Source organism: Clostridium sp. UBA5988 (assembly GCF_002435615.1).
GTDB lineage: Bacteria > Bacillota > Clostridia > Clostridiales > Clostridiaceae > Clostridium_J > Clostridium_J sulfidigenes.
Map to the genome: position 1 here is coordinate 26,977 of NZ_DJBA01000019.1, position 25,152 is coordinate 52,128.

The window sequence follows — 25,152 nt, forward strand, 5'->3', positions numbered from 1 at the left end:
TACAGTCATTTTTCTCATATAAAAAAAAGATAATGTTCTTGTAACAGATTTACTGTTTAGTTACAAAACACTATCTTCTTATATATTACACTTCCTTTTTATCATTAATCTGTAATTGAAAAAAATCCTTAAGTGCATCTTTCCAGTATCTCATAGTATTCCCAATAGTGCACTGTAGCATTAAATTATCTAAAGCAGAATAGGTCGGTCTTTTAGCTGGTCTAGGATACTCTTCTGTAGTACAAGGCTCCACCCTGCAATTACAGCCCTTAAGTTTAATTATCTCTACTGCAAAATCATACCAAGAACAAATCCCCTCACCAGTACAATGGTATATACCGTATTCTTCTGTAACTATAAGATTTAATATATTATAAGCTAAATCTTCACAGTTAGTAGGGTTACCTAGTTGATCATTAACTACCTTTATAGAATCATTTTTATCAGCTAAATTACTTATCGTGTATACAAAGTTTTTCCCAAACCTTCCATAAAGCCAAGAGGTTCTTACTATAAAATATTTATCACAAAACTCTCTTACATAATCATCTCCAAGAGCCTTAGTTTTTCCATATACACTTTTAGGGTTAATCCTATCATATTCCTTATAAGGACTAATGCCTTTTCCATCAAAGACATAATCCGTAGATATATGCAATAGCTTTGAATTTGCTTCTTTAGCTGCTATAGCTAAGTTTCTTGGGCCTAAAGTATTAACCTTAAAGGCTCCTTTAAAATCACTCTCACAGCCATCTACGTTAGTATAGGCAGCGCAGTTAATAATAACATCAGGTTTTATATTATTAATAACTTCCTTTACCATATTTAAGTCAGTAATATCTAATTCTTCCCTTGATAAAGAAATCACTTCTCCTTTAATAATTCTAGAGTCTATATCTCCTAAGGATGAACTTCCTTTATCTATTATATACTTTATTTCTTTTGCGAGCTGAGAGTTTCCTCCTGCTATTAATATCTTCATAAGTAAAACTCCTTAAATATATTTATACCTAATTATTATATTATATACTAATGTCTATACTATAAACAATATTCATGTTCCATGATAAACAACCTTAATTATAATACAGTTGTAAAAAAATATCTTACCCATAGAAACTTGAATGCTATGGTGGAAATTCAGATTAAAATTTAAAGATTTATATATATAATAAAATAGACAATAGGTATATGTCTATTGTCTATTTTAATGAAGTTTCTAATAGCATACCACTATTAAATCAACATCTTTACTGTAATTTTTTGTTGTATTCATATGAATATATTTATAGTTTCTTAAGTACTAAGGATTTAACTTTCACCTTAAGATAAACAACAATTCTTGTACTCAGTATAATTAGAAGTAACTTTGATATATTTAATATTATTATTACTAAAGCGCTAGCTTCATTTAAGTTGGTAAACTTGAAAATTCCATACCAGTTTATTATTCTGTATTCTAAAAAATGAATGCATAAAATAACAAGGGACTCCTTACCACAAAAGGTTAAAAATCTATTTAAATAATCAAATCTACTTATATATTGAGAAATATATAATATAACTATACTTCCACTAATAGAACCTAATATAGAAATTGCAAAGTCTCTATATGATCTTTGATTTAAATCAAATGCATATTTATTTATACATAAAAACCATAGTAATACAAGAAAAATTAATCCTATATTAGATATTTTTATTTTTCCTTTATCCATAGATTTAAGCTCATATCCTACATACATAAACAACTGAGATACTAAAACTAGGTCTAGACTCCAAGGAAGATACTTAATATCCTTTAGTATGTATCCCATAATACATAATCCCATTACAATTGCTAATTCAGTAATCCTATCTTTATCCTTAACTATCTTTAATATTAAATTAAAAAGTATAGTTGAAAAGAATAAAGCTACCAAAAACCACAGTGCTCCAACAGACTGAATACAAGGCAATGCCTCAACTGCCTTTCCAGAACCATAAACTATAGAAATTAATGATTTTAGAATACTACTTATAAAACTTTCCTCACAAGTATATGCAACATATATTGAATATGTTCCAAATGTAATAAGATAAGGTACTATCATTCTTTTAAAGTTTTTTCTTATAATCCCCTTAAAACTGCTCTCATTAAATAAATATCCACTCACTATAAAAAACAAGGGCATGTGGAAAGAAAATATAAAACTCCAAAGTAATTTAAAATACCCTCTATGTGGTACTGTATGACCAATAATTACTGCTAAAATAGCAATTCCTTTTGCTATATCAATCCACTGAATTCTCTTTTTCATAATCTACTCCACAATCATATTTCCATAATACTATTATATTGTAATTATTCTTCTTACAACTTCATATTTTATATTTTTTATCATATCATTAAAAGCTTCACTACTTTCAATTTTAAAAGCCACAACAGGATCTTCTTGTCTATAAGATCTTAGCTTTATTCCTTCTTTTAGATGCTCCATATTATCTAGATGATCTATCCATTTTTCATCTACTACAGAAAGTAAGATTTCTCTTTCCTTTGAAGTAAAATCATCATTTTCAAAGCTACACCTAGAGTCTTCATATTTCATCATAAATAATTCTTTAAATAGTTCTTCAATATCTTCCAAAGATAAATCTAAAAGCTTGTTTTCATTTATGCAACTATCTTCAATTCCAAAAGTTTTTGCAGATATTAGTAGTGATTTTATATTTTCACTGTATACTTCTTCATAATCATCTTGTACTCCTATATTTTCCTCAAGATGAGTTTTAACAATATCAGCTGCAATATAATTTATCATTGCTTCAATTTCATCGCTAACCGCTTCATTTTCTAATACAATATTTCTTTCATTATATATAACCGTTCTCTGCTTATTTATGACATCATCAAATCCAATTAGATTTTTTCTTGCTTCAAAATTGTTTCCTTCCACATTTTTTTGTGCATTTTCAACAGCCCTTGAAACTGCCTTACTTTGGATAACCATGTTATCTGGAATATCCATCTTCCCAAAAATGTTATTAAATATATCAGTATCAAATACCTTTAATATGTCATCCTGTAAGGATAGATAAAATCTTGTGCTTCCCACATCTCCTTGACGTCCTGCTCTTCCTCTAAGCTGATTATCTATTCTTCTAGCCTCATGCCTATCACTACCAATAATTCTAAGACCTCCAAGCTCTATAACACCTTCACCAAGCTTAATATCAGTACCCCTACCAGCCATATTTGTAGCTATAGTTATAGCTCCTTTTTCTCCAGCTCTTTCAACTATAGCTGCCTCTTTTTCATGATTTTTTGCATTTAAAACATAATGCTTTATTCCCTTTAATTTTAATAGGTAAGATATATCCTCTGACTTTTGAATACTGGAGGTTCCAACTAAAACTGGTTGACCCTTTTCATGACATTTTATTAAATCTTCTACTATAGCATTATATTTAAGGGCAAGATTTTTATATATTAAATCAGGTTCATCTATTCTTGTTATAGGTTTATTAGTAGGAATTACTATAACGTCTAATCCATAAATTTCTTGAAACTCTATATCCTCTGTTTCCGCTGTACCTGACATACCTGAAAGCTTAGTATAAATTCTAAAATAGTTTTGAAGGGTAATAGTAGCAAGAGTCTTTGACTCTTTTTGTATCTTCACCTTTTCCTTCGCCTCTAATGCTTGGTGAAGACCTTCACTGAATCTTCTTCCTTCCATAACTCTTCCTGTAAACTCATCAACAATTAGAACCTCACCTTTTTTAACTATATAATCCTTATTGACTTCCATAGTATAGTTTGCCTTTAAGGCTTGTGTAATATGATGTTGAAGATCTCTATTTTCCATATCAGAGTAATTTTCTATATTAAAATGCTCTTCTAGTTTCTCTATTCCTTCATCAGTTAAAATTACAGATTTACCTTTTCTATCTACTTCATAATGAATTTTATACTTTAATTTTTTTACGAATTTATCAGCATCTATATATAGCTTTGTAGACTCTTCCCCTTCACCGGAAATAATTAGTGGCGTTCTTGCTTCATCAATTAGTATAGAGTCAATTTCGTCTACTATACAATAGGATAACTCTCTTTGTACTCTCTCTTCCTTATTAGTAACCATGTTATCTCTAAGATAATCAAATCCAAATTCACTATTGGTTCCATATACTACATCACATTTATACTGTTGTCTTCTTTCTTCAGGTTCCATGTCATGGAGAATAACACCTACAGTAACACCTAAGAATTCATGAATTTGTCTCATTTCATCACTATCACGTTTTGCTAAATAATCATTAGTAGTAATTATATGTACAGGCTTCCCAGAAAGTGCATTTAAGTATGCTGGTAACGTAGAAACTAAAGTTTTGCCTTCTCCAGTTTTCATCTCTGCAATCCTACCTTGATGTAATACTACTCCACCTATAAGTTGAACTCTGTAATGCTTTTTATTTAAAACTCTATAACCTACTTCTCTAACTACAGCAAATGCCTCAGGTAGGATATTATCTAGACTTTCTCCAGCAGATAGTCTTTCTTTGAATTCCTCTGTCTTATTTTTAAGTTGATAATCTGAAAGTTTTGACGTTTCTTCATCAAAGTTTTCTATTTTATCTACAATTCTATTTATACTCTTTAATTCTCTATCACTATATGTTCCTAAAAAATCTAATATTCCTGCCATTGCTGCACCTTCCTTGGATATTATTTATATAATTATCAGTATAATTATACTCTATTTGCATTGCAAAAGTAACCCTAACATTTGCCAAAAAAAACAAAAGGTCAACCCTAAGGTCAACCCTTCATTTTTATTATCTAAAATAGAAGTAGATTAGAAATACTCATACCCATTGGATAAATCTTTCTCATATGTTTATTATATCATATCATTGGAAAAATTTAAACATACTTTTCAAACTTTTCATCATTTTTAGACTAATAATTTAAAAAAATTTTCACAATAGCTATTTTATTTTCAAAGTGTATAGGTCGGCATTTACTATATTACCATATATATACTTATTAGGTATCTTCACTGTAATTAACCTGCCCTTATTTCCTTCTATTTTTATCCCATTCTCTGATGCAGTATATTCTCCGATATATATAGGGATATTTTCCTTCATATATATTTTTATTGGTATTGAATTGATGGTAACATTGCTTTTGCTTGCATTTCTTATTAAAATCATTGCTGTAATAGAATCTTTGCCACCCACAGCTACTATAGGATCTACAATTAACTCACCACTACGAATAGATGGTACTTCATAAAGCTTATTTCTAAGATATTCCTTAGTTGCTTCAGGAAGATTTTCATCCATAAAAGATTCAATATCCATTTCTTCTGTGTAGGAAATTTTCATACCAAATAAGTTAGTAAATATTACTTGTATATCTTTAGGTTCTCCTTCTATTACCACATCTTCAAAAAGTATTTCGTGAAACACACTTGAATTTGGTTCTATTCTACAATCTCCCTTAAAATCTACAGTTTTTCTAGCTAATAATTTTCCTTCACTATTTTCTAATGCTAAATTTACATTATAAAGTTCTACTGGTGTTGATGATGTATTAAATATAAATACTCCAGCTTCAACCCCTTCATATCCATGATATATATTTAAAGTTTCTATAGTCAGTTGGTTTTCTAACCTAGCCTTATCAAAGTCTTTATAATCCTTATATACTAGCTCTTTCTTAAAATCTGAAACTCCATAATCAAAGCTTAAAGGAAACTCTTTATACTCCCTACCAATTAAAACCTGATCCAACTCTTCAGCTAGGGCTTCTGGTTTCTTAAATAATTTATCAAATAAACTTGGCATATTATCACTCCCTGTTTTCTAATATAGATTTCTATACTAAAGGTATAGTTTTAGAATTGTTTTTTATATCTAGATTTCTTACTATATTCTCTATACCTAAGTTAAGATCATTAACATCATAATATTCCCTATTCTCATTATAAAGTTTTCTAGATACATATTCTCTTAAGTAAGAAGTAAGATTTATTAATTTATCTACAGGTAGTGATAATAAGTTATTATAGTACTCTTGAAAATTTAGTGAATTATTTAAGCAATATAACTTATATAATTGTTCTACGTCACTTAAAAACTTTTCGTACGTATTATAGTACACACTGAGTTTTTCTAAATATTTATCCTTAAAACAATCTGATAAAATTTCTTTATATTTATTTCCTATAAGAATTTCTATTGATTTTTCAAGATCTATTTTTTTATTATAATTTTCTATATAATATTTTCTTATATTATATATTTTACTACTTAATTCAACTAAAATTTCTTTTTCTAATTCAGATTTTGACCCTAAAATATATAATTCATCTATTAACTCGAAATCTTCAGTAGTATAGTTTAGTTTTTCTATTCTTTTTTTACATTCTTTAAGAATTTTAAAAATATCGAATTTGCTTAATTCATGCTCTACATAAATAATCACATCATTATATAAGTTCTCAAATAAAGAACTATCACTATACATCTTTATTTTATTTATATATGACATACAATTTTTTAAAGATTTATATATAGCAATATTAGTACCAGTATTTGAAATATTACCGAACTCTTGGAATTTATGAAATAAATATATAAACCCATTTAAATTCCTAGCATTATAGTCTAAAAATTCGTAATCAATACATAAGAATTTTCTGTATGAATTTTTTAAATAATCATAAGCTTTTTCATATTCTCTACGAATAATATATTCTTCAAATACTTTCAAGTTGAAATTTAAATCAATTATTATATCTTTATTTATACCACTTATATCGTTCGTATTAATTATAATACTATTCGTAGAAATTCTATTTTTTAAATCAATTTTTAATACAATATCGTTATTCAATATAGTTCCTCCCCAATAAAATTACTTTTAAATCAATATGAAAACTTATACTACTTGTTTATTTAGAAAATCTTTGTGTAATTATAATATTATATATTATTTCTTTAAGCCACTTTAATCCTTTTCTTTCAATTAAATATATATCTTTATTTAAAGTTTCAATTAACACCTCAGCAATTTCAATCCTTTTTATTAAATTAAGTTCATCAAATTCATCTATTTCTAAATAACTTATTGCATGTAACATTTTAATGTTACAATTAGAGGTTCTTACTTTATCAATAATTAAATTTACTTTATCAACACACTTTAATATAATCTCTTCTACATTATTGTATATATTATCGGAAACTATATTTATATTAGAAAAAGGATTATCCAATATTATACATTCCGTAACATCTCTACATAGATTTTCATTAGTATAAGAATATGAAATATAATCTAAAATTTTTTCTATTAAATTCTCTATATTGCTAATTATATCTTCAGTTAAATTATCATTTAAATTCTTAATTAATTCAATATCATTTATATTTAATATGCTAATATCTTTTTTCATAATTACACCACCTTAAAAATATCTTTGTAATCTATTATACTATTTTATACATAAAAATAATAGCAGGATATAGTCATTAATGACTATATCCTGCTTTATAAACCTAAAATAATTTTACTAGAACTATTTTCCTATTGAAACAACACTTGCTAAACCATCAAATGTTGCTTTCGCAACTTGTGCATCAGCTAATTTAATTGCAGCTTTAGCTGTATCCAAATCAGATGCACTTGCTGTTGCAGTATTTGCACCTACTGCAGTTTTAACTCTTGTATTTAATGCTTCTACAGCTTGTAAATAAACTGTGAATCCATTTGCATCGGCATTTACAAGTGCTATTTCAGCTGCTGTAAATCCTTTTAATCTTAGAGATTCTACATTATAGAATTCTTGAGCTTCTGCTATTGCCTTAGCCATTTCTGTTCTAGCAGTAGCTAAAGCTTTAACTGCTGTTTCATAAGTTGTAACTTTACCTTCAAATGCAGTTTTTGCAACAGTTAAATTATCTTTAGCAGTATTTAAAGTAGATGCACTTGCAGTTGCAACGTTAGCAACATTTGCAACTGTTATTGCTTTATAATAATCACTTCCGTATATAACTTCAGTTTGCATAGTTGTGTAAGCAGTATCTAAAGCTACTCTATCATTTAAACTTACAGATGTAACTTTTGCAACTTGCTCATCTAATAATATTTGAGCTGTGCTTATTGCTTTGTTCATGTCAGTTCTAGCAGTAGCTAAAGCTTTAACTTCATCATTGTATGCTGTTATAGTAGCATTAAATGTAGTTGTTCCATTACCTAATGCTGTATTAGCTGCTCCTAATTCCACTGCTGTAGCTTTTTCTATATTTGCTTTTATAGCAGTATCTATTGCTATAGTATAAGCTCCTGTTTTTGCAACAGCATTTTTTAAATCTGTGAATTTTGATCCTAAAGCTTTTTGGTCATCTGAATTAACTCCAGCAACTTCAACTTTTTTATCTGCTAATAACTTTTGTGCAGCAGTTATATCGTTTGTCATTTTAACTCTTGCATCTTTAAGGTTTTTAACTGCAGTATTAAATGTATTATTAGCACCCTCAAATGTAGTTGCAGCAGCTGTTAATGTAGTTGCAGCAGTTGTTATATCAACAAGTTTTGCATCTTTTACAGTTACTTTTTCTGCTTCAACTATTGCATTTTCAAATGCTTTGCTATTAAGAATACTAATGAAAGTATCGTCTGCAGTATCTAATGCTACTTTATCATTAGCTGTTAAAGCTGTTACATTTGCCTTCGCTTCTTCTAATAATGTTTTATTAGCTTCTATAGCATCAACAAATTGTTGACCAGCAGATACATTCTTATTAAGTTCTAAAGAAATAACTTTATCTCCTTCAGTAACTATGTCTACTAAATAATCGCCCATAGCAAGTTTAGCCTTTATATCAGCTCCACCAACCTCTACTGCAACTACTTTTCCATCTTCTACTATTGTAGCCATTGTTGCATTTGTAAATAAGTAGTTTTTATTATTAACTCTTATCATGCCTTCAGTTATAAGTTGAACTTTTGTATAATTACTAGGATTTACAACTACAACTTCATCTAATTCAGCTCCAATAGCTGTTACCCAAGCCGTTACATCTTTGTTTGTAGATGTAGCTAACTCTTCAAGTAATGCTTTAGCAGCATCTACAGCTTCTTGAGTTTTAGCTTCTTTAGCTGCGTTTACAGCTGCTTCTGCTTTATCTATTAATTTTTGTTGAACTAGGTCAACTTCTTGAGACCATCCACCTTCAACATATACTAATGTATCTGGGCATGTTCTGAACATTTCAACGTATGTTCTAGCTGCATTTATATCAGCTTGCTTGTTTGATTTTTGAGCTTTGTCTAATGCTGCTAAGAATCCTTCGAATAATTCTTGTTGAACACCATCAACTTGCTTAGAGAATTCTCCTACAGCAAATTCTGCATCTGTTCCTGCTAAAGCTTTTATAGCAGTTCTTGCAGTGTTTATAGATTCTTGAGTTCTTGCTTTTTGAGCTGCAAGTACAGCTTCAAAAGCGGCTTTGTATAAATCATCTGCAGACATACCTGCTGCAAATACTGGCATAGCTCCCATTGTAAGGCTAGCAGCTAATGCTCCACTTAATACCTTTACATTTTTTTTCATGTTAGAATTACCTCCTAATTTTTAGATAACAAAATTTATTATAATGAGCACACTGAGAAATCTAATTAATTCTTGTCTTTAATCCATATTGTTTTAAAAATCCTCCCCAATATACCCCATTAAATACATTTTATATTGCATTTATTATTAATTTTTATTATATAGAAATAAATGCTAATACAATTATAATACATAATTAGATACTTGTCCATAAAATTCTTAATATTAGTTAATATTAACTAATATTAATCTATAATTTTACATGTATTTAAATTGTAATTATTAAAGTTTTTATAATAAAATTACGCCATTTACATATGTGTATAAACATATATATATTTCTTTAAAATTACTTATTCTACTTATATTCCGAAATTCCTCTTTTAATCCCCAAAAAAATTGGATTAATTTTAAATCTTTTACCACTTAGTAAATATTTTAATATAATTACTATTCTAGTTAAGTAAAAAAAACATAAGTTCTTATTATATTTTTTCATTATAAATATTCTATTTCTAGTATTCCATTCAATGGCAAAGGGGGATTCTTCTCCTCCTGTAGATGCGCTTACTTTATGATAAATAACTGCCTTAGGATTATAATAAATCTTGTATCCACACTTTTGTACCATCAAAGAAAAGTCTACATCTTCATAGTACATAAAGTATTCTTCTGGTAAAAATCCAACTTTAGTAAATACCTCTTTTTTTATCATCATTAAACAGCCTGTAGAAAATGTTATTTCCTTAGGCTCATTATATTTATTATCGTCTCTTTCTCCTTCACCTATATGCATTCCATAAAATCTTTTTGTATTAAATTCTCCACCTGCAAACCATAATGTGTCTCTCTTTTCTTCGTAATATATCTTTCCTGTTGAAATTCCTATATTCCCCTTTTCTTTAAAAGGCTTTAGTAGTTCCTCTATTAAATTTTCTTCTACTAAAGTATCATTATTTAAGAGAAGTATATAATCTCCTCCGTGATCTAATGCATATTTAATTCCTACATTATTACCTTTAGCAAAACCTCCATTCTCTCCAGATTGTAAAAGGATATAGGTATCACCTATATCCTTTTTTAATCTATTATAACTATCATCTGGTGAAGCGTTATCTACTATAATTACTTGATAATTCTTATAAGTTAATTTCTTAAGAGAATTTATACAATCCATCGTATCTTCGTATCCTTTATAGTTTAAAAGTACTATATATACCTTTTCATCCATGGCTTTACCCAACTTTCTTTTTTAATTAATAAATATTCTATGGCAAAAATTAATAATATATTTAATATTAATATAGGTATTTTAAAAGAGTTAACAAAAATACTCCATAATATAATACTAGTGATATTAGTGTATATTAATATTTTACCGGCAGCTGACATCTTTTTACTTTTAATAATTCTTATAGATATATATCCAAGAAGTATATATATACTCAAATAACTAACAAGGCCTATCAATCCTGCATCTTGAAATGCTTCAGGAATAAAAGTCATGGCATTTAAGCCGACTTCTTCTTGAAGATGCGGAGTATAATTTCCTTGGTTAATAAGCCATAATTTAAATTCTTCACCTTTTCCAATAATATTTGCACCAAACTTTACAAAGGGGTAAAATAGATTACCAAAAAATCCATAACCATTTATTACTTCATTAGAAATTGCGAAGGCTGCATTCTGTAATGGACTAGTTAAATATATATATAACCATAGAAACCCTGATGGTATCAATGGACTTACACCATAATGTTCCCAAAGAGTTCTATCATATATATTCTCAAGAACATACTCCATTCTCATATTTCCAATATATCCAAAGAACCATATAAATAATAATATTACTCCTGTAAAACCACCATATATAATCCATTTTTTACCTTTTGATAAAGAGTCTTTTATATCTATAAATCTAAATACTTCATATATTCCTATTGTTATAAATAAAAATGCTATGGGCCCTCTGTTTAAAGTTAAAGCTAATACTACTAAACTTCCTATAAATACAATAATATCAACTATTCTTTTATTGTTTCTAAATAAAATATATTTTATTTCTGCACATAACACTAGCATATGAACAATATAAGTAGCATAATGGTCAATCTGCTGTTTATCTATCTTATTTTCTTCTAATATTTTAAGACCATATTTATTTACATTATAAATAAATACTATAACTGCAACTATAAATATTAAATTTGATATGTGAAAATAAATATTAAAATTCTTTTTCTCCTTTAATTCTTGACACAGTGTATTTATATCCCTTGTTTTAAGAAAAGTAAATTTTGATAGTATCAAAAAGCTTCCCCATATTACTATGGAAATAATATTAATCTGTATTGTAGGACTATATAAAGTACTAAGCTTAAAATCATATAATATTAAGGTTATAATCCATAATAAAAACATTATCTTAACCTGATCTACTAATATTACAATTCCTTGTTTTTTAAGATATCTTGCTAATATAAAAATCAAAACTAAAAGCTGAATTATGGCAAAAACTTCATAGGTCATACCTTTCCTCCTTTTAAATACCTTTTATTACTTCATATATTTCTTCTGTAGTTTTTTCCCAAGAGTACTTACCCAGTAGTAATTCCCCTCTTAATTTAGTTCTTTCAATATAATCTATTTCCTTCTTATTTATAACAATTTCCAACGCAGTTTTAATTTCTTCTATACTTTCTGGATTAAAGGTTATAGCTCCATCCTCTGACACTTCTTTTAAGGATGAATTGTTAGAGCATAATACTAACGTTCCACAAGCCCATGCTTCTAAAATAGGTAACCCAAAGCCTTCATATAATGTTGGATATAGAAAAGCTTCTGCTTTCCCATATAAACTTGGTAAATTATCATCTGAAATATATCCAACAAAATTAACTTTATCCTCCAAATTTAATTCTTCTACCATGGACTTTAATCTTTCTATATATGGTGAAGTTTTCCCTACTATAACTAGCTTAACACCCTTATTATCTTCAATTTGGCTATAGGCCATTATAGCTGAATGTAAGTTTTTATGGCTATAACCTCCACCTACCATTAGAATGTATGGATATTTTATATTTAAGTTTTCTATAACTTCTTTGTGTACATTATCCTTATTAAATAATTCTCTATCATAGCCGTTATATACAACTTTTATTTTAGATTCTTCTACATTGTAAAACTTTAATAAATCTCCTTTGGTTTGATTTGATATACATACTATTTTATATGCCTTTTTAAGTAAAATAGGCATAAAATATTTATAGTAATTGTATTGATGTTTTGCTACCTTAGGATAATGTAGTGGTATAAAATCATGAATAGTTATTATTTGCTTTTTATTACTTAGTAAGGATAAATATTGAAATGGATGGTATAAAATACTATTACCTCTAACTTTAAAAGGCATAATAAACTGTGTATAGAGAAATCTTACCATTCCACCCTTTTTTTTATAGTTAGGTTTTAGGTATTTTGTTGTCTTTATAACCTCTACATCATCAATATTAATAGGTGTAAAAACCTTAATATGTGCCTTATATTTCAATTTATTTATAATATTTTTAGTATAAACTCCAAGCCCCGTTGGATTTTCATTAAGTATAGTTCCATTTACATATATTTTTCTTTTCATAATATTTCCTCTTATTCTGTACTATTTTTCTTTTTAAGACTGTTAATACTGTTAACTATTTCATTTTTAAATAACACAATAGATATACTAGTGAATCCTACAAAATATAATACTATTGCAATATACCATTTAAACTTAAATGCTAAAAACAAAAATAAAATTACTGTAAGAATCTCTCCTATATTATGTTTTATAGTATTTACCCCTATATACTTAGAAAAAAACCTATCTCCATAAAAACCCCATAAACAAAATGATATCAATGATGAAGCCGCTATGGCCTCTTTTGTTCCAAACATAATAAAGGCTGTAATTATAGTTATAAGTGAAATAACAACCGCTACAATAGTATTTATAGTATATTCTTTTTTTAACTTAAGAGTTTTATAAAAATTGGTAGTAACAATATTAATTTCTCCACTAAATAATACTGTAGGGAATATTATAGACGTAACACCAAGGGCAGCACTATATTGTGGTATAAAATTAGTTACAATAACACTAAATATAAAGTATGCCATAAGACAGTACCCAAGTATAATGAAAATTACAGTTTTCATTATTTCGTAGGTCCTTTTAAGGTCTCCTTCATTAATTCTTGATAAATATGGATAGGCTACAGATCTTACACCGTTCAATATAACATATACCATAGATAAAAGAGATACAGCAAAGGAATACATAGCAAAATCCTCTAATGTGAAGAATTTATCTATAAATATTCTATCTACACCTATAATTATGATGCTAACAAAGTTTCCTAGCATTATAAAGAAACCCATTGACATGTTGTTTTTTACATCATCTTTCAACTCTATAATACCTTTGGAATCACCAAATACTAATTCCTTATATTTTGATAAATATATGACTAAAATTATTAAGTTTATTATAGTTTGAAGTATAATAAAATGTATAGCCCCATTATAATTACTTAAGATCAAAAATATAGTTCCAATGATATACATAACCTTATTCAATACTAAAGTTATTGAATAAAATTTAAATTTCCTTATTATTTGACTTATGAATTCAAAATACCCCGTGATATTTAATATCAAGGCATTTACTCCTAGTGATATATATATAATTGTTCTAATCTTATCACCAGAAAATGCTATGGCCAATGCTATTATTAATATTGATACTAAACCTTGAAATGCTAAAAGAAACCTAAAATAACCTCTAAAGGTTTTTTTAGGTAGGTCTTCATACTCATAATTTCCATAATTAACATATATACCATCGTTAAAACCAAAGTGAAAAAATCCTATATATCCAACATAAAAAGTAAATATTTTAAGATATCCATATTCACCTATTGATAGTTCTTTTGGTATTAAAAATGTTATTACCACTCCAACTAGAAGAGTTATTATATTGGAAGAAAGGGTATATATTAAATCCTTAACCTTTCTATCCTTAATTATATTTTTTCTCATATCTTTTAATCTTCCTACTTATTATACATTTTGTTGTAGTAATTTTCATATTCTCCAGATGTTATCTCTTCCATCCACTGTTTATTTTTTAAGTACCACTTTATAGTTTTAATTATTCCCTTTTCAAAAGAGGTTTCTGGATACCACCCTAGTTCATCTTTAATTTTACTAGGATCTATACCATATCTTCTATCGTGACCTTTTCTATCTTCTACATAGGTTATTAGCTCTTCTGTTATAGTGTTATCATAATCTCTATTTAAATATTCTATAACTTCTTTTACTATCTCAATATTTTTTCTTTCATTATGTCCACCTACATTGTAAACTTCACCTATAGTTCCATTATTAATCACCATATCAATAGCTTTGCAATGATCTTCTACATAAAGCCAATCCCTTACATTAAGACCATCTCCATATATAGGCAGTGCCTTATGATTTATTGCATTGTTAATAAGTAATGGTATTAATTTTTCTGGGAATTGAAAAGGTCCATAATTATTAGAACATCTTGTAATAGTTATAGGCATCTGAAAAGTATCAAAGTAAGCCTTTACCATTAAATCTGATGAAGCTTTACTTGCAGAATATGGACTATGAGGATCTAAGCTAGTACTTTCTGTAAAGTAACCTGTTTCTCCCAATGATCCATATACTTCATCTGTTCCAACTTGGTGAAATCTCTTTCCTTCTTTCCATTTTCCATCTACATACCAAGCTTTTTTTGCACAGTTTAGAAGATTTAAGGTTCCCAGTACATTTGTTTTTACAAAGGTCTCAGGATCTTCAATACTTCTGTCTACATGGCTTTCAGCTGCAAAATTTACGACATAATCTACTTTAAAATCCTCAAATATTTTATTTACCAGGAAATTATCCCTTATATCCCCATGAACAAAATGATAGTTTACATCACTTTCTATCTCTTTAAGATTATTTAGATTTCCAGCATAGGTTAAACTATCCAGATTTATTATTCTTATATCCTTGAAATTTTTTAACATATATATTATAAAGTTTGAGCCTATAAAGCCTGCTCCTCCAGTAACTAAGTATATTTTCATTTTCCTTCTCCTCTCACCTAAAAAGGGCTGTTAAATTCAGATACAAATTGCTGCTTTTTATCTTTATCCGAAAGAATTACTTCTTCTATTTTATCCAGTGGCCACTTTATCCCAATAGTTTCATCATTCCAACGAATGCCACTATCATATTCTGGATGATAAAAATCTGTACACTTGTAATTAAAGGTTACCTCATTGGATAAAACTAAAAATCCATGGGCAAAGCCCTCCGGAATATAAAATTGAGTTTTATTTTCTCCTGAGAGATATACCCCTTCCCACTTTAAATAGGTTGGTGAATCCTTCCTAAGATCTACAGCTACATCAAAGATTTCTCCATGAATAACTCTTACTAATTTACCTTGAGAATGCTTTGTTTGAAAATGAAGTCCTCTTAATACACCCTTTGTTGAAAAAGATTCATTATCTTGTACAAATTCCATTGTTAATCCATTTTCAAAGAATGCCTTTTTACTATAGGTTTCCATAAAGTATCCTCTATTATCTTGAAATACTTTTGGCTTTACTATATATAGATCTTCAATAGATGTTTTTTCAAATATGAAGTTACTCATAATCTTTCCCTCACAATTTTCTTATACTTACTCTTCTGAAATTTCAATAAGATATTTTCCATAATCACTTTTTATTAGTGGCTCCGCTAACTTTCTTAGTTGTTCTTTATTTATCCAACCTTTTCCAAACGCAATTTCCTCTAGACTTGCTATATATGTACCTTGAGTATTTTGAACTGCTTCTACAAAATTTGATGCTTTAAGCATAGAGCTATGGGTACCTGTATCTAACCAAGCCATTCCTCTTCCTAATAAATCTACCTTTAGAGTATTTTCTTTCATATACAGTTTGTTTAAATCAGTTATTTCTAATTCCCCTCTTTTTGATGGCTTTAAAGATTTTGCCTTTTCAATTACAGAGTTATCATAAAAATATAATCCTGGTACTGCATATTTAGATTTTGGTTTTTCTGGTTTTTCTTCTAAAGATAAAACCCTATTGTTTTTATCGAATTCTACTACTCCAAATTCCCTTGGATTTTGAACATAGTATCCATATATAAGAGCTCCTTTTTCAATTTCAGCTCCTGCCTTTAAATGTTTATCAAAACTTTGTCCCCAAAATATATTATCCCCTAAAATAAGAGCTACATTATCTTCTCCTATAAAATCCTCACCAATGATAAATGCCTCTGCTAGTCCATTTGGAGCTTCTTGAACCTGATAACTTACTTGAAGCCCTAATTCACTTCCATCGCCAAAAAGCTCTTTAAAGGTTTCCAAGTCTCTTTTAGTGGATATTATTAAAATTTCTCTAATTCCTGATAACATAAGTACTGACATTGGATAATAAATCATAGGTTTATCGTATATTGGTACCATTTGCTTTGACATAGCCTTTGTAACAGGATACAATCTTGTTCCTGAACCTCCAGCAAGTACAATTCCCTTCATTGTGCTTCTCTCCTTATAATTAATTTAATATAATATATAAATCACGTACTGTGTTATTTAAGATTCTTCTTTCCTTTACGCTTTCCAAAAAAGTCTCCTAAATATCTAGCTCCAAAGTTTGGTATGATATTTACAAAAGCCTTGTAATTCTTTTCTTTTAAACTTCTTTTCACCACATATTCAAGAAGTCCCATACCAGCTTTTTTTGCATTATAATTTAGCATATAACTATTTTCTCCAAGAAAAATACCTGTACTATAGTATCGTTTATATTGCTCCTTCATTGTTAAATTATGAGAATGTATAACCCATGATTCAGGAGAATATCTTATTTTATATCCAGCCATTATAATTTTGTATGCAATGTACATATCCTCATTAGTCAATAAATTCTTATTATCATAACCCTTAAGCTCTACAAATATATCCTTTCGTATAGCTGATGAGGCATCTGAAAAATAAAAAGTTTTAATACCTAACTCATCTATATCATCTATACTTTTAATTCTAGCCTCTAGTGGATAATTCTTTTCTCTTACATACTTCTCTATTGTCTTGTCTATGCATACTTGTCTACTAAATGAAGCCACACATTTACCCTCTATTATAGGAGTTATTAAATAATATAGCCATAGATCATCTTCTATTTTTATATCTTGAGTAATAAATACTAGTATTTCGCCATCTGCTCTAAAAGAAGCCTCTTCTCTAGTTATACTGTGGCTAAATTCACTCTTTTTTATTTTTATATACTTACAATCTAATTTTTTTAATACCTCTTCAGTCTTATCTTCTCCTTCTGTCATTACATATTCAATAGATGAAATCTGAACATTCCTCTGTTTCATTAATGAATCATGTAGACCTTCTAAAAAACACTCTCCATTATACACTGGACATATTATAGAAACTTTCATTTTTTCTCCTCTTTAAATTATAATTGATATTCAATTTCCTATTTTACTATTTTTTTATATATTTCTTAATTTAGGTAAATCCAACTTTTTATATGAATAAAATATCATACTATTTGTCATTCTTCAAGGACTCCTTCTTATATGACATTTCTACAATATTAAAAAATATAATAAACAATATATAAATAGTTGATAGATGCCTAACTAGTGGACTTTCAATTAAGTTATAGAAACATATAAACACTGTATAAGCTAAAATAAAATTAATATATTCCATTTTGTCTATACTATTTAATCTTTTTATTTTTCTAATTGTAACTCCAAATGCACTGACAATTAGAGTACTTCCTATAAACCCAAAATCCAGGAGCACATCCAGATATCCATTATGAGCGTGATTAGGTAATCCCCCATAAAATTTTGCTACAAAATTTACTGAGTAAATATTATTTGTCCAATACCCAGAGTATCCATAACCCAATAATGGTTTAGTTTCAACCCCCGCAATAGCTCCTCTCCATATTACATCTCTATCTGTTAAATTAGGACTCCTTCCTATTAACGCCAACAAGTCTATATACCATTGAGGTTGATATATAATTATATAAACAGATAGCAATAACAATGGTATAAATCCGTATATTACAAATTTATTAATTTTTTTATACCTTGTAACAATTATAAGTATTAACATACCAATTAATAATAGTATTGATGTCATACTTTTACTCATATATAAAAGTATTGACGCAATTATAATTTCACATATACATATATATTTCATTTTTTTATTATCACAATTGTATAATAAAAACCATACTGAAAAGCTTATTGCTAGAGTCATGTAAAACCCTAAAAGGTTTCTATGTTTAAATATCCCTCTGATTACACTATCATATCTAACTTCTTGAACATCATAAATATTTCCTATCCTAAATATAAATATTACAAAATTTATAGCTACAATTGATAAAAACCATATAAATAAAACTTTAAATATATCTTCCTTTTCATAATTAAGAGATATATATATAGCTATAATAGTTGTGCATCCTAGAAAAATAGAATTTTTCATTGTATCTACTATAGATTGCGACCATATAGATGAGATTAATGCAAATAATACAATAAGAAAAAATATTAGATTTACACCTGATACATATTCTTTAAGTTTCTTTCTTTTAATCGTAATTGCTATTAACATACATGGAATAATTATTATAACCATATTTTTGATTAATCCTAAGAACCTATAGTCTTCTATATATCTCACACCTGAACTTATTAATAAAGTTGAAAATATTAATATATAAATAAAAAATTCATTTCTGGAAAACTCTTCTAACTTATTAAGTTGCCTATTAATATATTCCATTATTTCTACCACCTCGAACATTCTATACTACATAGTCTTTCTAACGCCTTTTTAGTTTCTTAATAACTAACCCTTTATAATATAAAAATTCCTCACTTCTACAGAAAATTATCAAATAAGTTAGATTTATTACTACTACATTTAATACAACCTCTATTAAAAATGAAAAAATTATATTTTCAACATTTATAAAACTTCCTATAATTCTAGTTAATAGAAAGGGTATAACTCCAATACCTAAATACCCAATGTACCTTACAATATATTGACTTAAGCTTCTTTTAAATACCTTATTGAATACCACTTTAGGCTTAACCCAGAATACTACAGATAAGTTACTTATCAATGTTCCTACAAATACACCTACAAGGCCAACTTTTTTAACTAACATAATTGAAAAAACTAAGTTTATAATAACTTCAAAAATAGGAGCATATCTATCCTCATAATATAGGCCTCCACTTTCTTTAAACTTATCTATACACATTCTCATGGTAGTTATATAAAAGTTTGCTAGGAGAACTATTACCACCATATTGTCTAAAATGTATTCTTTTCCAATCCATATAGTAACAAATTTATCAAAGGCATTATAAAGAGAAATTGTTGCCATAGACGAAATCCAAAAGTTCACAAACATCAGCTTTTTAAATATACCAAAGGATTTTTCAGAATCTCCTTCTGTAAGAAGATTTCCTATGCTAGCTGTAAGTCCTTCAAAAATCTTATTAATAAAATTTTGACAAAATGATATTACCATTTGGTAGTTTGTATACATTGCAACTATTTTTAAATTCAAATAGTATGATATTAGCATATTATCAGTTCCAAAAACTACAAAGGCTCCCACCTTATGAATAAATAATGCTTTTATATTTTTTATTATATTATTCTTCTCTTTAACTTCTGAAACTTCTGTTTCCTTAAACCAAGGAAACTTCTTTTTAACCATATAGTTTATAGTTATTAAGTATCCTACATTAGTTAAAATCTGTATTGCTATATAAAGTAAAAATGATTTAAATATAAACAACATAAATATCTGAACTATGCCTCTTACAGCTTTAAATGCAAAATCACAAATTGATATTATATATCCCTTTTGGCTTGCATATAGCATACATGTTTTATAAGAAAAATAATATGTTAATGTAGTATCTATAACATAAAGAATAAAACATATCCTTACATAGTCTATAGGTATTTGATTTTTCACAAAAATACCCAAAGCCCCTGAAAGTACAATTCCTGCTATTAACACTATAGTTCCAGATACCTTGTAAATCTTAGAGTATAAATTTACTGTACTCTTTATCTGAACCCTATCATCTTCTGCAAAGGGTTTATATAATGAGAACATTATGGCCATGCCAACTCCAGATTCTACCAAGTTCAAGAAACTTAGTACATTTTGAAGCAATCCTTGGAGTCCTGCCATATCTTGTCCTAACATATTTATAAATATTCTTCTATTTATGAATGTTAGAAGCATTAAAACCACATATGTTATGGTACCATATATTACATTACGTTTTGCATACTTTAATCTCATTGTTTTTTACCCATTTTTCCATAGATATTAAAAACTTTATAGGCTATCTTAGGAACCCTCAAAATCATAAGGGAAGCCACTTTAAATTTCTTACTTTTAGGATTAAACCCTTTTAAAAAATTTCGTACATCTTCCCTCATTATAAACTCATATAACTCTTTTTTATCTGCTCCACCCTTTGCCATAGTAGAAAAAATTCTTATTATATTTCTTGGTATATGGTAGTTCAATAGAGCGTTTTTAATATTTTTATCCTTACAAACTTCTTTGTTATACTCTAAAATTTTCACATCTGAATCATGGAGATTATAATAGGCTGTACTTGGTGTCTTCGTTACAGAAGTTCCTCTTCTTACATAATTCACTAAAGGTTCCTTAACACAGCCTACGGACTCTGCTCTTGCAAGAGCTTTAACTATAAAGACAGTATCCTCCCCAAATTTTATATCTGTTGGAAACTTCAAGGCTTCCTCTATTATAAAGCTTCTTAGATAAAATCCTGATATTGCACTAATCCAAAATTCATTTCTAAGCATCCTTGCAGCAGCATCTTTTCCTTCTAATATGGAATCTATGTATTTATGAACCTTTGAGATAACACTATAATTATTATCAGCACTTAGATGTGTATAGCCGCAAAATACTATATATGTACCTTCTTTTTCAGCATAATTGTAGAACTTCTCAAGACATTGCTTTTCAATATAGTCATCACCATCTAAAAAATATAAGTACTTTCCCTTAGCTAGAGATATGCCTTGGTTTCTTGCGTGGCTTACCCCTTGATTTTTATTATTTATAATGGTGTAAGTCAAATTAAACTTTATAAGTTCCTCCTCACATATAATATTACAATTATCTGTGGAACCATCATTTATAACTATTACTTCAAAATCTTTGAAACTCTGTACTGCAAGAGATTCTATAGTTTTCTTTATATAACTTCCCACATTATAAATTGGTATTATTACTGAAATCTTAGTGTTCATATTCTTTCCCTTCTATATTGAAAACTTCATTATAGTTTTTCCCAAAGATTTATTTTTTACTTCTTCTTCGAAAACTACATAATAATCGCTAATGTGATTTATTACTTTCACACCATTTATTAACTGTTCTATAGAATTTGAGTAATTAAGATTTTCCATGAGCTTTACAGATTCCTGAAAATCCTCTATAGAACTTCTTGTAGTTCCAGTGAGTCTGAGACCTTTTTCTAGTATTTTTCTAGTATTGATTTCTATATTTTCTTCTGAAACTCCTGTTAAAACTATTTCTCCACCAATAGCTATGGAATCTATAATTTCATTTATTGCTCCTTGTGAACCAATTCCTCCAACACATTCAAAGGCTATGTCCATATTTAACTCTTTTAGAGATGACTGTCCTACTAAATAATAATTATCAACAGGAAATTTTTTTAACTTTTCTTCATGCTTTCCTATAACTATAATTTTACTATTAGTTTTACTTTTCAAAACAGAAGCTAGAATATATCCCACAATTCCATCTCCCCATAGAGCTATGGTTTTATTATTTAAATCTCTAACCCTTCTCATCGCTGCCATAGCAACAGAAGTAAGCTCTGAAAATACTGCCACTTCCTTGGAAACCTTATGTCCAACTTTCACTATATTAGATATAGGAAATGATATATACTCACAAGAGAAACCATCTATATTACTAGAAGCAAACTTTGCCTTAGGACAATAATTTTCTCCTAAGTTATTATCTTTAAGAGGGCATATTGCTACATTTTTATATAAATTGCAATTACCTTCTCCCCCATTAATACTACAGTCAGTTATGTTTGGAACTAAAACCACAGTATCTCCAATTTCAAATGTATTTGTAGGATCTTTAATAATTGTTCCCACAGCCTCATGTAAAAGTCTCATAGGATACTTAAGACCTAATATTCTTTCTGATCTCAAACCTAAAAAATATCTTAAGTCTGCCTTGCAAATAGCTGCCATATCTATCTTCACAAGGGCTTCATTGGCTTTTATATTTACATCTTCATAATATATTTCAAAGGTATTGGGAGAAACTATTTTAAACCCTTTACTTAACACACTTATCACCACCTAAAGCCTATATCTATATTTAACTATTTAGCTTTTTAGCTATATAACTATTTAACTACTCACATATTTAACAATTTTACTGTTTAACTATTTGTATATTTAACTATTTAACTTCTAACTTTCCTAGCTTTATTACAGATTTTAATATTAACAAATCTTCAAAGGTTGTAACCTTAAAGTTAAGTTTATCTCCCTTAACTAAATGAACCTTTTCTCCTAACTTAAGAATTAGCTGACAGTCATCTGTAGCTGTGTTAATATTATTTTCTTTAGCATGATCATGTGCCTTCTTTATTAGGGCATATTCAAAGCTCTGAGGTGTTTGACCTAAATGAAGCTCATGTCTTGGGGGTACTTCCTCAATAAATTCTCCATCTAAGGTTTTTATAATAGTATCTGCACTTGGAATAACTGTGTCTACAGCTTTATATTCCTTTGCACCTTCTATGTTCTCATCAATTATTCTTTGAGATATAAGTGGTCTTGCAGCATCGTGAACAACTACTATATCATCACCACCACAAAACTCCTCTATAGCCTTAAGTCCATTTTCCACAGAGGATTGTCTTGTATCTCCGCCATCTACTATCCACTTAACCTTTGTAAGCCCATATTTTCTAACCCATATATTTAAATCCTCTTTATAGTCTGATTTACATATAACCGCTATATAATCAATGTTGGGATTTATATCAAAAGCCTCTATGGTATGTACAATTAATGGTTTACCGTATATATCTATAAACTGCTTTGGAAGATCACCACCCATTCTAGTGCCACTTCCTCCTGCAAGTATTAATCCTATATTCATAGCTTCCTCCTTTATTAGTGATCAATGATAGATATTCATTGAATTTAAAAGTTTAAAAAATAATCTACAAATCTTTTTGAAGCCTCTCCATCTTTATATTCACAAAATCTACTTGAGAAACTATTTATTCTATCTATATCAAAGTCACCCATTGTAGCATTGTTAATAAAGGTTACTATCTCTTCAGTAGTATTCATCATTTCTCCTGGAATAAAATCTTCAAAATGAAAATAAAAATTTCTAAGCTCTTCTTTATATTTATGGAAATCATAGGTGAAGAAGGCCATTGGCTTCTTAAGTAGGGAATACTCAAATATCACTGATGAATAATCAGTGATTAAACAATTAGATACAATCATTAAATCATTTATGTTTTCTTTCCCCATATCTATAACAAAATCCTTAACCTCATCATCTATTTCATAGGAATTTCTTATAATTGGGTGTAATTTAAATATAAATTTATAGTTATCTCCAAAGTTGTTTTTTAATAATTTTAGATTTAACTGCATATTAAAATATTCCTTTTCATCATCCCTAAAGGTTGGAGCATATAATATAAGCTTTTTATCCTTAAGGCTAGGATATTTATTATAAAATCTAATCCTTGCTTTTTCTATCTCTTCTTCATTAATCAAAACATCAGTTCTTGGAATTCCCATAGATAATATTTTATTTTCATCTACATTTAATGCTTTAGAATAAATACTTCTTAGTTCTGATGAACTAACTAAAAGGTAATCGATATTTTTACTATCTCTCTCAAATCTATTTATTTCTTCTTCACTTTTAGCAGAATCTATACCAAATCTCTTAAAAGCTCCCATCGCATGCCATGTATTAATCATAATGGTACCACTTCGCTTTTTTAAAAAGTGATAATAATGATTATTAGTTATCCAATATTTGGATGTAGCAAGGTAATACAAATGTAATGGTGTTCTAGTTTTAACTACCTTTACATTGTTAACATCTATAGTTATCCCTTTATTCAAAGGAATTATAATCTCAACTGTGAGATTTCTTTTTTCAATCTCCTGATATATATATAATAGATTTCCATAAAATCCTTTTCCGTAATCACATTCCATTATTATTCTATCTTTTTTTATTGGGATCAAAGAAAAAAGTTTATATATAAGACTAGAGAATATAAATATTAATTTTCTCACTGTATGTCT

21 protein-coding genes are annotated in these 25,152 nt (G+C 28.0%); all 21 read right to left on the reverse strand.

Annotated elements, in window-relative coordinates; genetic code table 11:
* Nucleotides 1-85 precede the first annotated feature (85 nt).
* The 21 genes from rfbD to B3J31_RS03840 all read right to left on the reverse strand — a co-directional run bounded on the left by rfbD (nt 86) and on the right by B3J31_RS03840 (nt 25,143).
* Complete coding sequence (gene rfbD, locus B3J31_RS03740) at nt 86-982, reverse strand: dTDP-4-dehydrorhamnose reductase (protein WP_346873617.1); 897 nt, start codon at nt 980-982, stop codon at nt 86-88.
* A 304-nt stretch (nt 983-1,286) separates the two neighbouring features.
* Nucleotides 1,287-2,300, reverse strand: a complete 1,014-nt coding sequence (locus B3J31_RS03745) for an acyltransferase family protein (protein WP_346873618.1) — start codon at nt 2,298-2,300, stop codon at nt 1,287-1,289.
* Between the two features lie 33 nt (nt 2,301-2,333).
* Nucleotides 2,334-4,691: a preprotein translocase subunit SecA gene (gene secA, locus B3J31_RS03750; RefSeq protein ID WP_346873619.1), complete on the reverse strand. Its 2,358-nt coding sequence runs from the start codon at nt 4,689-4,691 to the stop codon at nt 2,334-2,336.
* Between the two features lie 283 nt (nt 4,692-4,974).
* Nucleotides 4,975-5,838, reverse strand: a complete 864-nt coding sequence (locus tag B3J31_RS03755) for an SLAP domain-containing protein (RefSeq protein WP_346873620.1) — start codon at nt 5,836-5,838, stop codon at nt 4,975-4,977.
* Between the two features lie 31 nt (nt 5,839-5,869).
* Nucleotides 5,870-6,889 carry a hypothetical protein gene (locus B3J31_RS03760; RefSeq protein ID WP_346873621.1) on the reverse strand — a complete coding sequence of 340 codons (1,020 nt, stop codon included), beginning with the start codon at nt 6,887-6,889 and terminating at the stop codon, nt 5,870-5,872.
* Nucleotides 6,890-6,947: 58 nt separating this feature from the next.
* Nucleotides 6,948-7,451, reverse strand: a complete 504-nt coding sequence (locus B3J31_RS03765) for a hypothetical protein (protein WP_346873622.1) — start codon at nt 7,449-7,451, stop codon at nt 6,948-6,950.
* Nucleotides 7,452-7,574: 123 nt separating this feature from the next.
* Entirely contained in the window at nt 7,575-9,611 is a 2,037-nt protein-coding gene (locus B3J31_RS03770) for a hypothetical protein (protein ID WP_346873623.1), read from the reverse strand.
* 358 nt (nt 9,612-9,969) lie between these two features.
* Nucleotides 9,970-10,842 (reverse strand): glycosyltransferase family 2 protein, encoded by an 873-nt coding sequence (locus B3J31_RS03775; RefSeq protein ID WP_346873624.1) that lies wholly within the window; start codon nt 10,840-10,842, stop codon nt 9,970-9,972.
* Nucleotides 10,821-12,140 (reverse strand): hypothetical protein, encoded by a 1,320-nt coding sequence (locus B3J31_RS03780; protein ID WP_346873625.1) that lies wholly within the window; start codon nt 12,138-12,140, stop codon nt 10,821-10,823. The genes B3J31_RS03775 and B3J31_RS03780 overlap by 22 nt, the downstream gene beginning before the upstream one ends.
* 13 nt (nt 12,141-12,153) lie before the next feature.
* Entirely contained in the window at nt 12,154-13,251 is a 1,098-nt protein-coding gene (locus B3J31_RS03785) for a glycosyltransferase family 1 protein (protein ID WP_346873626.1), read from the reverse strand.
* Between the two features lie 11 nt (nt 13,252-13,262).
* Nucleotides 13,263-14,693, reverse strand: coding sequence for an oligosaccharide flippase family protein (locus tag B3J31_RS03790; RefSeq protein WP_346867054.1), 1,431 nt, complete (start codon nt 14,691-14,693; stop codon nt 13,263-13,265).
* Between the two features lie 14 nt (nt 14,694-14,707).
* A complete protein-coding gene (gene rfbB, locus B3J31_RS03795) occupies nt 14,708-15,760 on the reverse strand; it encodes a dTDP-glucose 4,6-dehydratase (RefSeq protein WP_346873627.1) in 1,053 nt (350 codons plus the stop codon).
* A gap of 17 nt (nt 15,761-15,777) precedes the next feature.
* Nucleotides 15,778-16,335: a dTDP-4-dehydrorhamnose 3,5-epimerase gene (rfbC, locus tag B3J31_RS03800; protein WP_346873628.1), complete on the reverse strand. Its 558-nt coding sequence runs from the start codon at nt 16,333-16,335 to the stop codon at nt 15,778-15,780.
* A gap of 27 nt (nt 16,336-16,362) precedes the next feature.
* On the reverse strand, nt 16,363-17,229 hold the full coding sequence (gene rfbA / locus B3J31_RS03805) for a glucose-1-phosphate thymidylyltransferase RfbA (protein ID WP_346873629.1): 867 nt from the start codon (nt 17,227-17,229) through the stop codon (nt 16,363-16,365).
* Between the two features lie 53 nt (nt 17,230-17,282).
* The gene (locus B3J31_RS03810) at nt 17,283-18,146 is read right to left on the reverse strand and encodes a glycosyltransferase (RefSeq protein WP_346867050.1); all 864 of its coding nucleotides are present in this window, start codon (nt 18,144-18,146) and stop codon (nt 17,283-17,285) included.
* Nucleotides 18,147-18,255: 109 nt separating this feature from the next.
* Nucleotides 18,256-19,521 (reverse strand): O-antigen ligase family protein, encoded by a 1,266-nt coding sequence (locus B3J31_RS03815; protein ID WP_346867049.1) that lies wholly within the window; start codon nt 19,519-19,521, stop codon nt 18,256-18,258.
* Between the two features lie 40 nt (nt 19,522-19,561).
* On the reverse strand, nt 19,562-21,073 hold the full coding sequence (locus B3J31_RS03820) for a lipopolysaccharide biosynthesis protein (RefSeq protein WP_346873630.1): 1,512 nt from the start codon (nt 21,071-21,073) through the stop codon (nt 19,562-19,564).
* Complete coding sequence (locus B3J31_RS03825; protein WP_346873631.1) at nt 21,070-22,062, reverse strand: glycosyltransferase family A protein; 993 nt, start codon at nt 22,060-22,062, stop codon at nt 21,070-21,072. The genes B3J31_RS03820 and B3J31_RS03825 overlap by 4 nt, the downstream gene beginning before the upstream one ends.
* A gap of 12 nt (nt 22,063-22,074) precedes the next feature.
* Nucleotides 22,075-23,148 carry a zinc-binding dehydrogenase gene (locus tag B3J31_RS03830; protein ID WP_346873632.1) on the reverse strand — a complete coding sequence of 358 codons (1,074 nt, stop codon included), beginning with the start codon at nt 23,146-23,148 and terminating at the stop codon, nt 22,075-22,077.
* Nucleotides 23,149-23,263: 115 nt separating this feature from the next.
* Entirely contained in the window at nt 23,264-23,971 is a 708-nt protein-coding gene (ispD, locus tag B3J31_RS03835) for a 2-C-methyl-D-erythritol 4-phosphate cytidylyltransferase (protein ID WP_035130893.1), read from the reverse strand.
* A gap of 44 nt (nt 23,972-24,015) precedes the next feature.
* Nucleotides 24,016-25,143, reverse strand: a complete 1,128-nt coding sequence (locus tag B3J31_RS03840; protein WP_346873633.1) for a CDP-glycerol glycerophosphotransferase family protein — start codon at nt 25,141-25,143, stop codon at nt 24,016-24,018.
* Nucleotides 25,144-25,152: the final 9 nt, after the last annotated feature.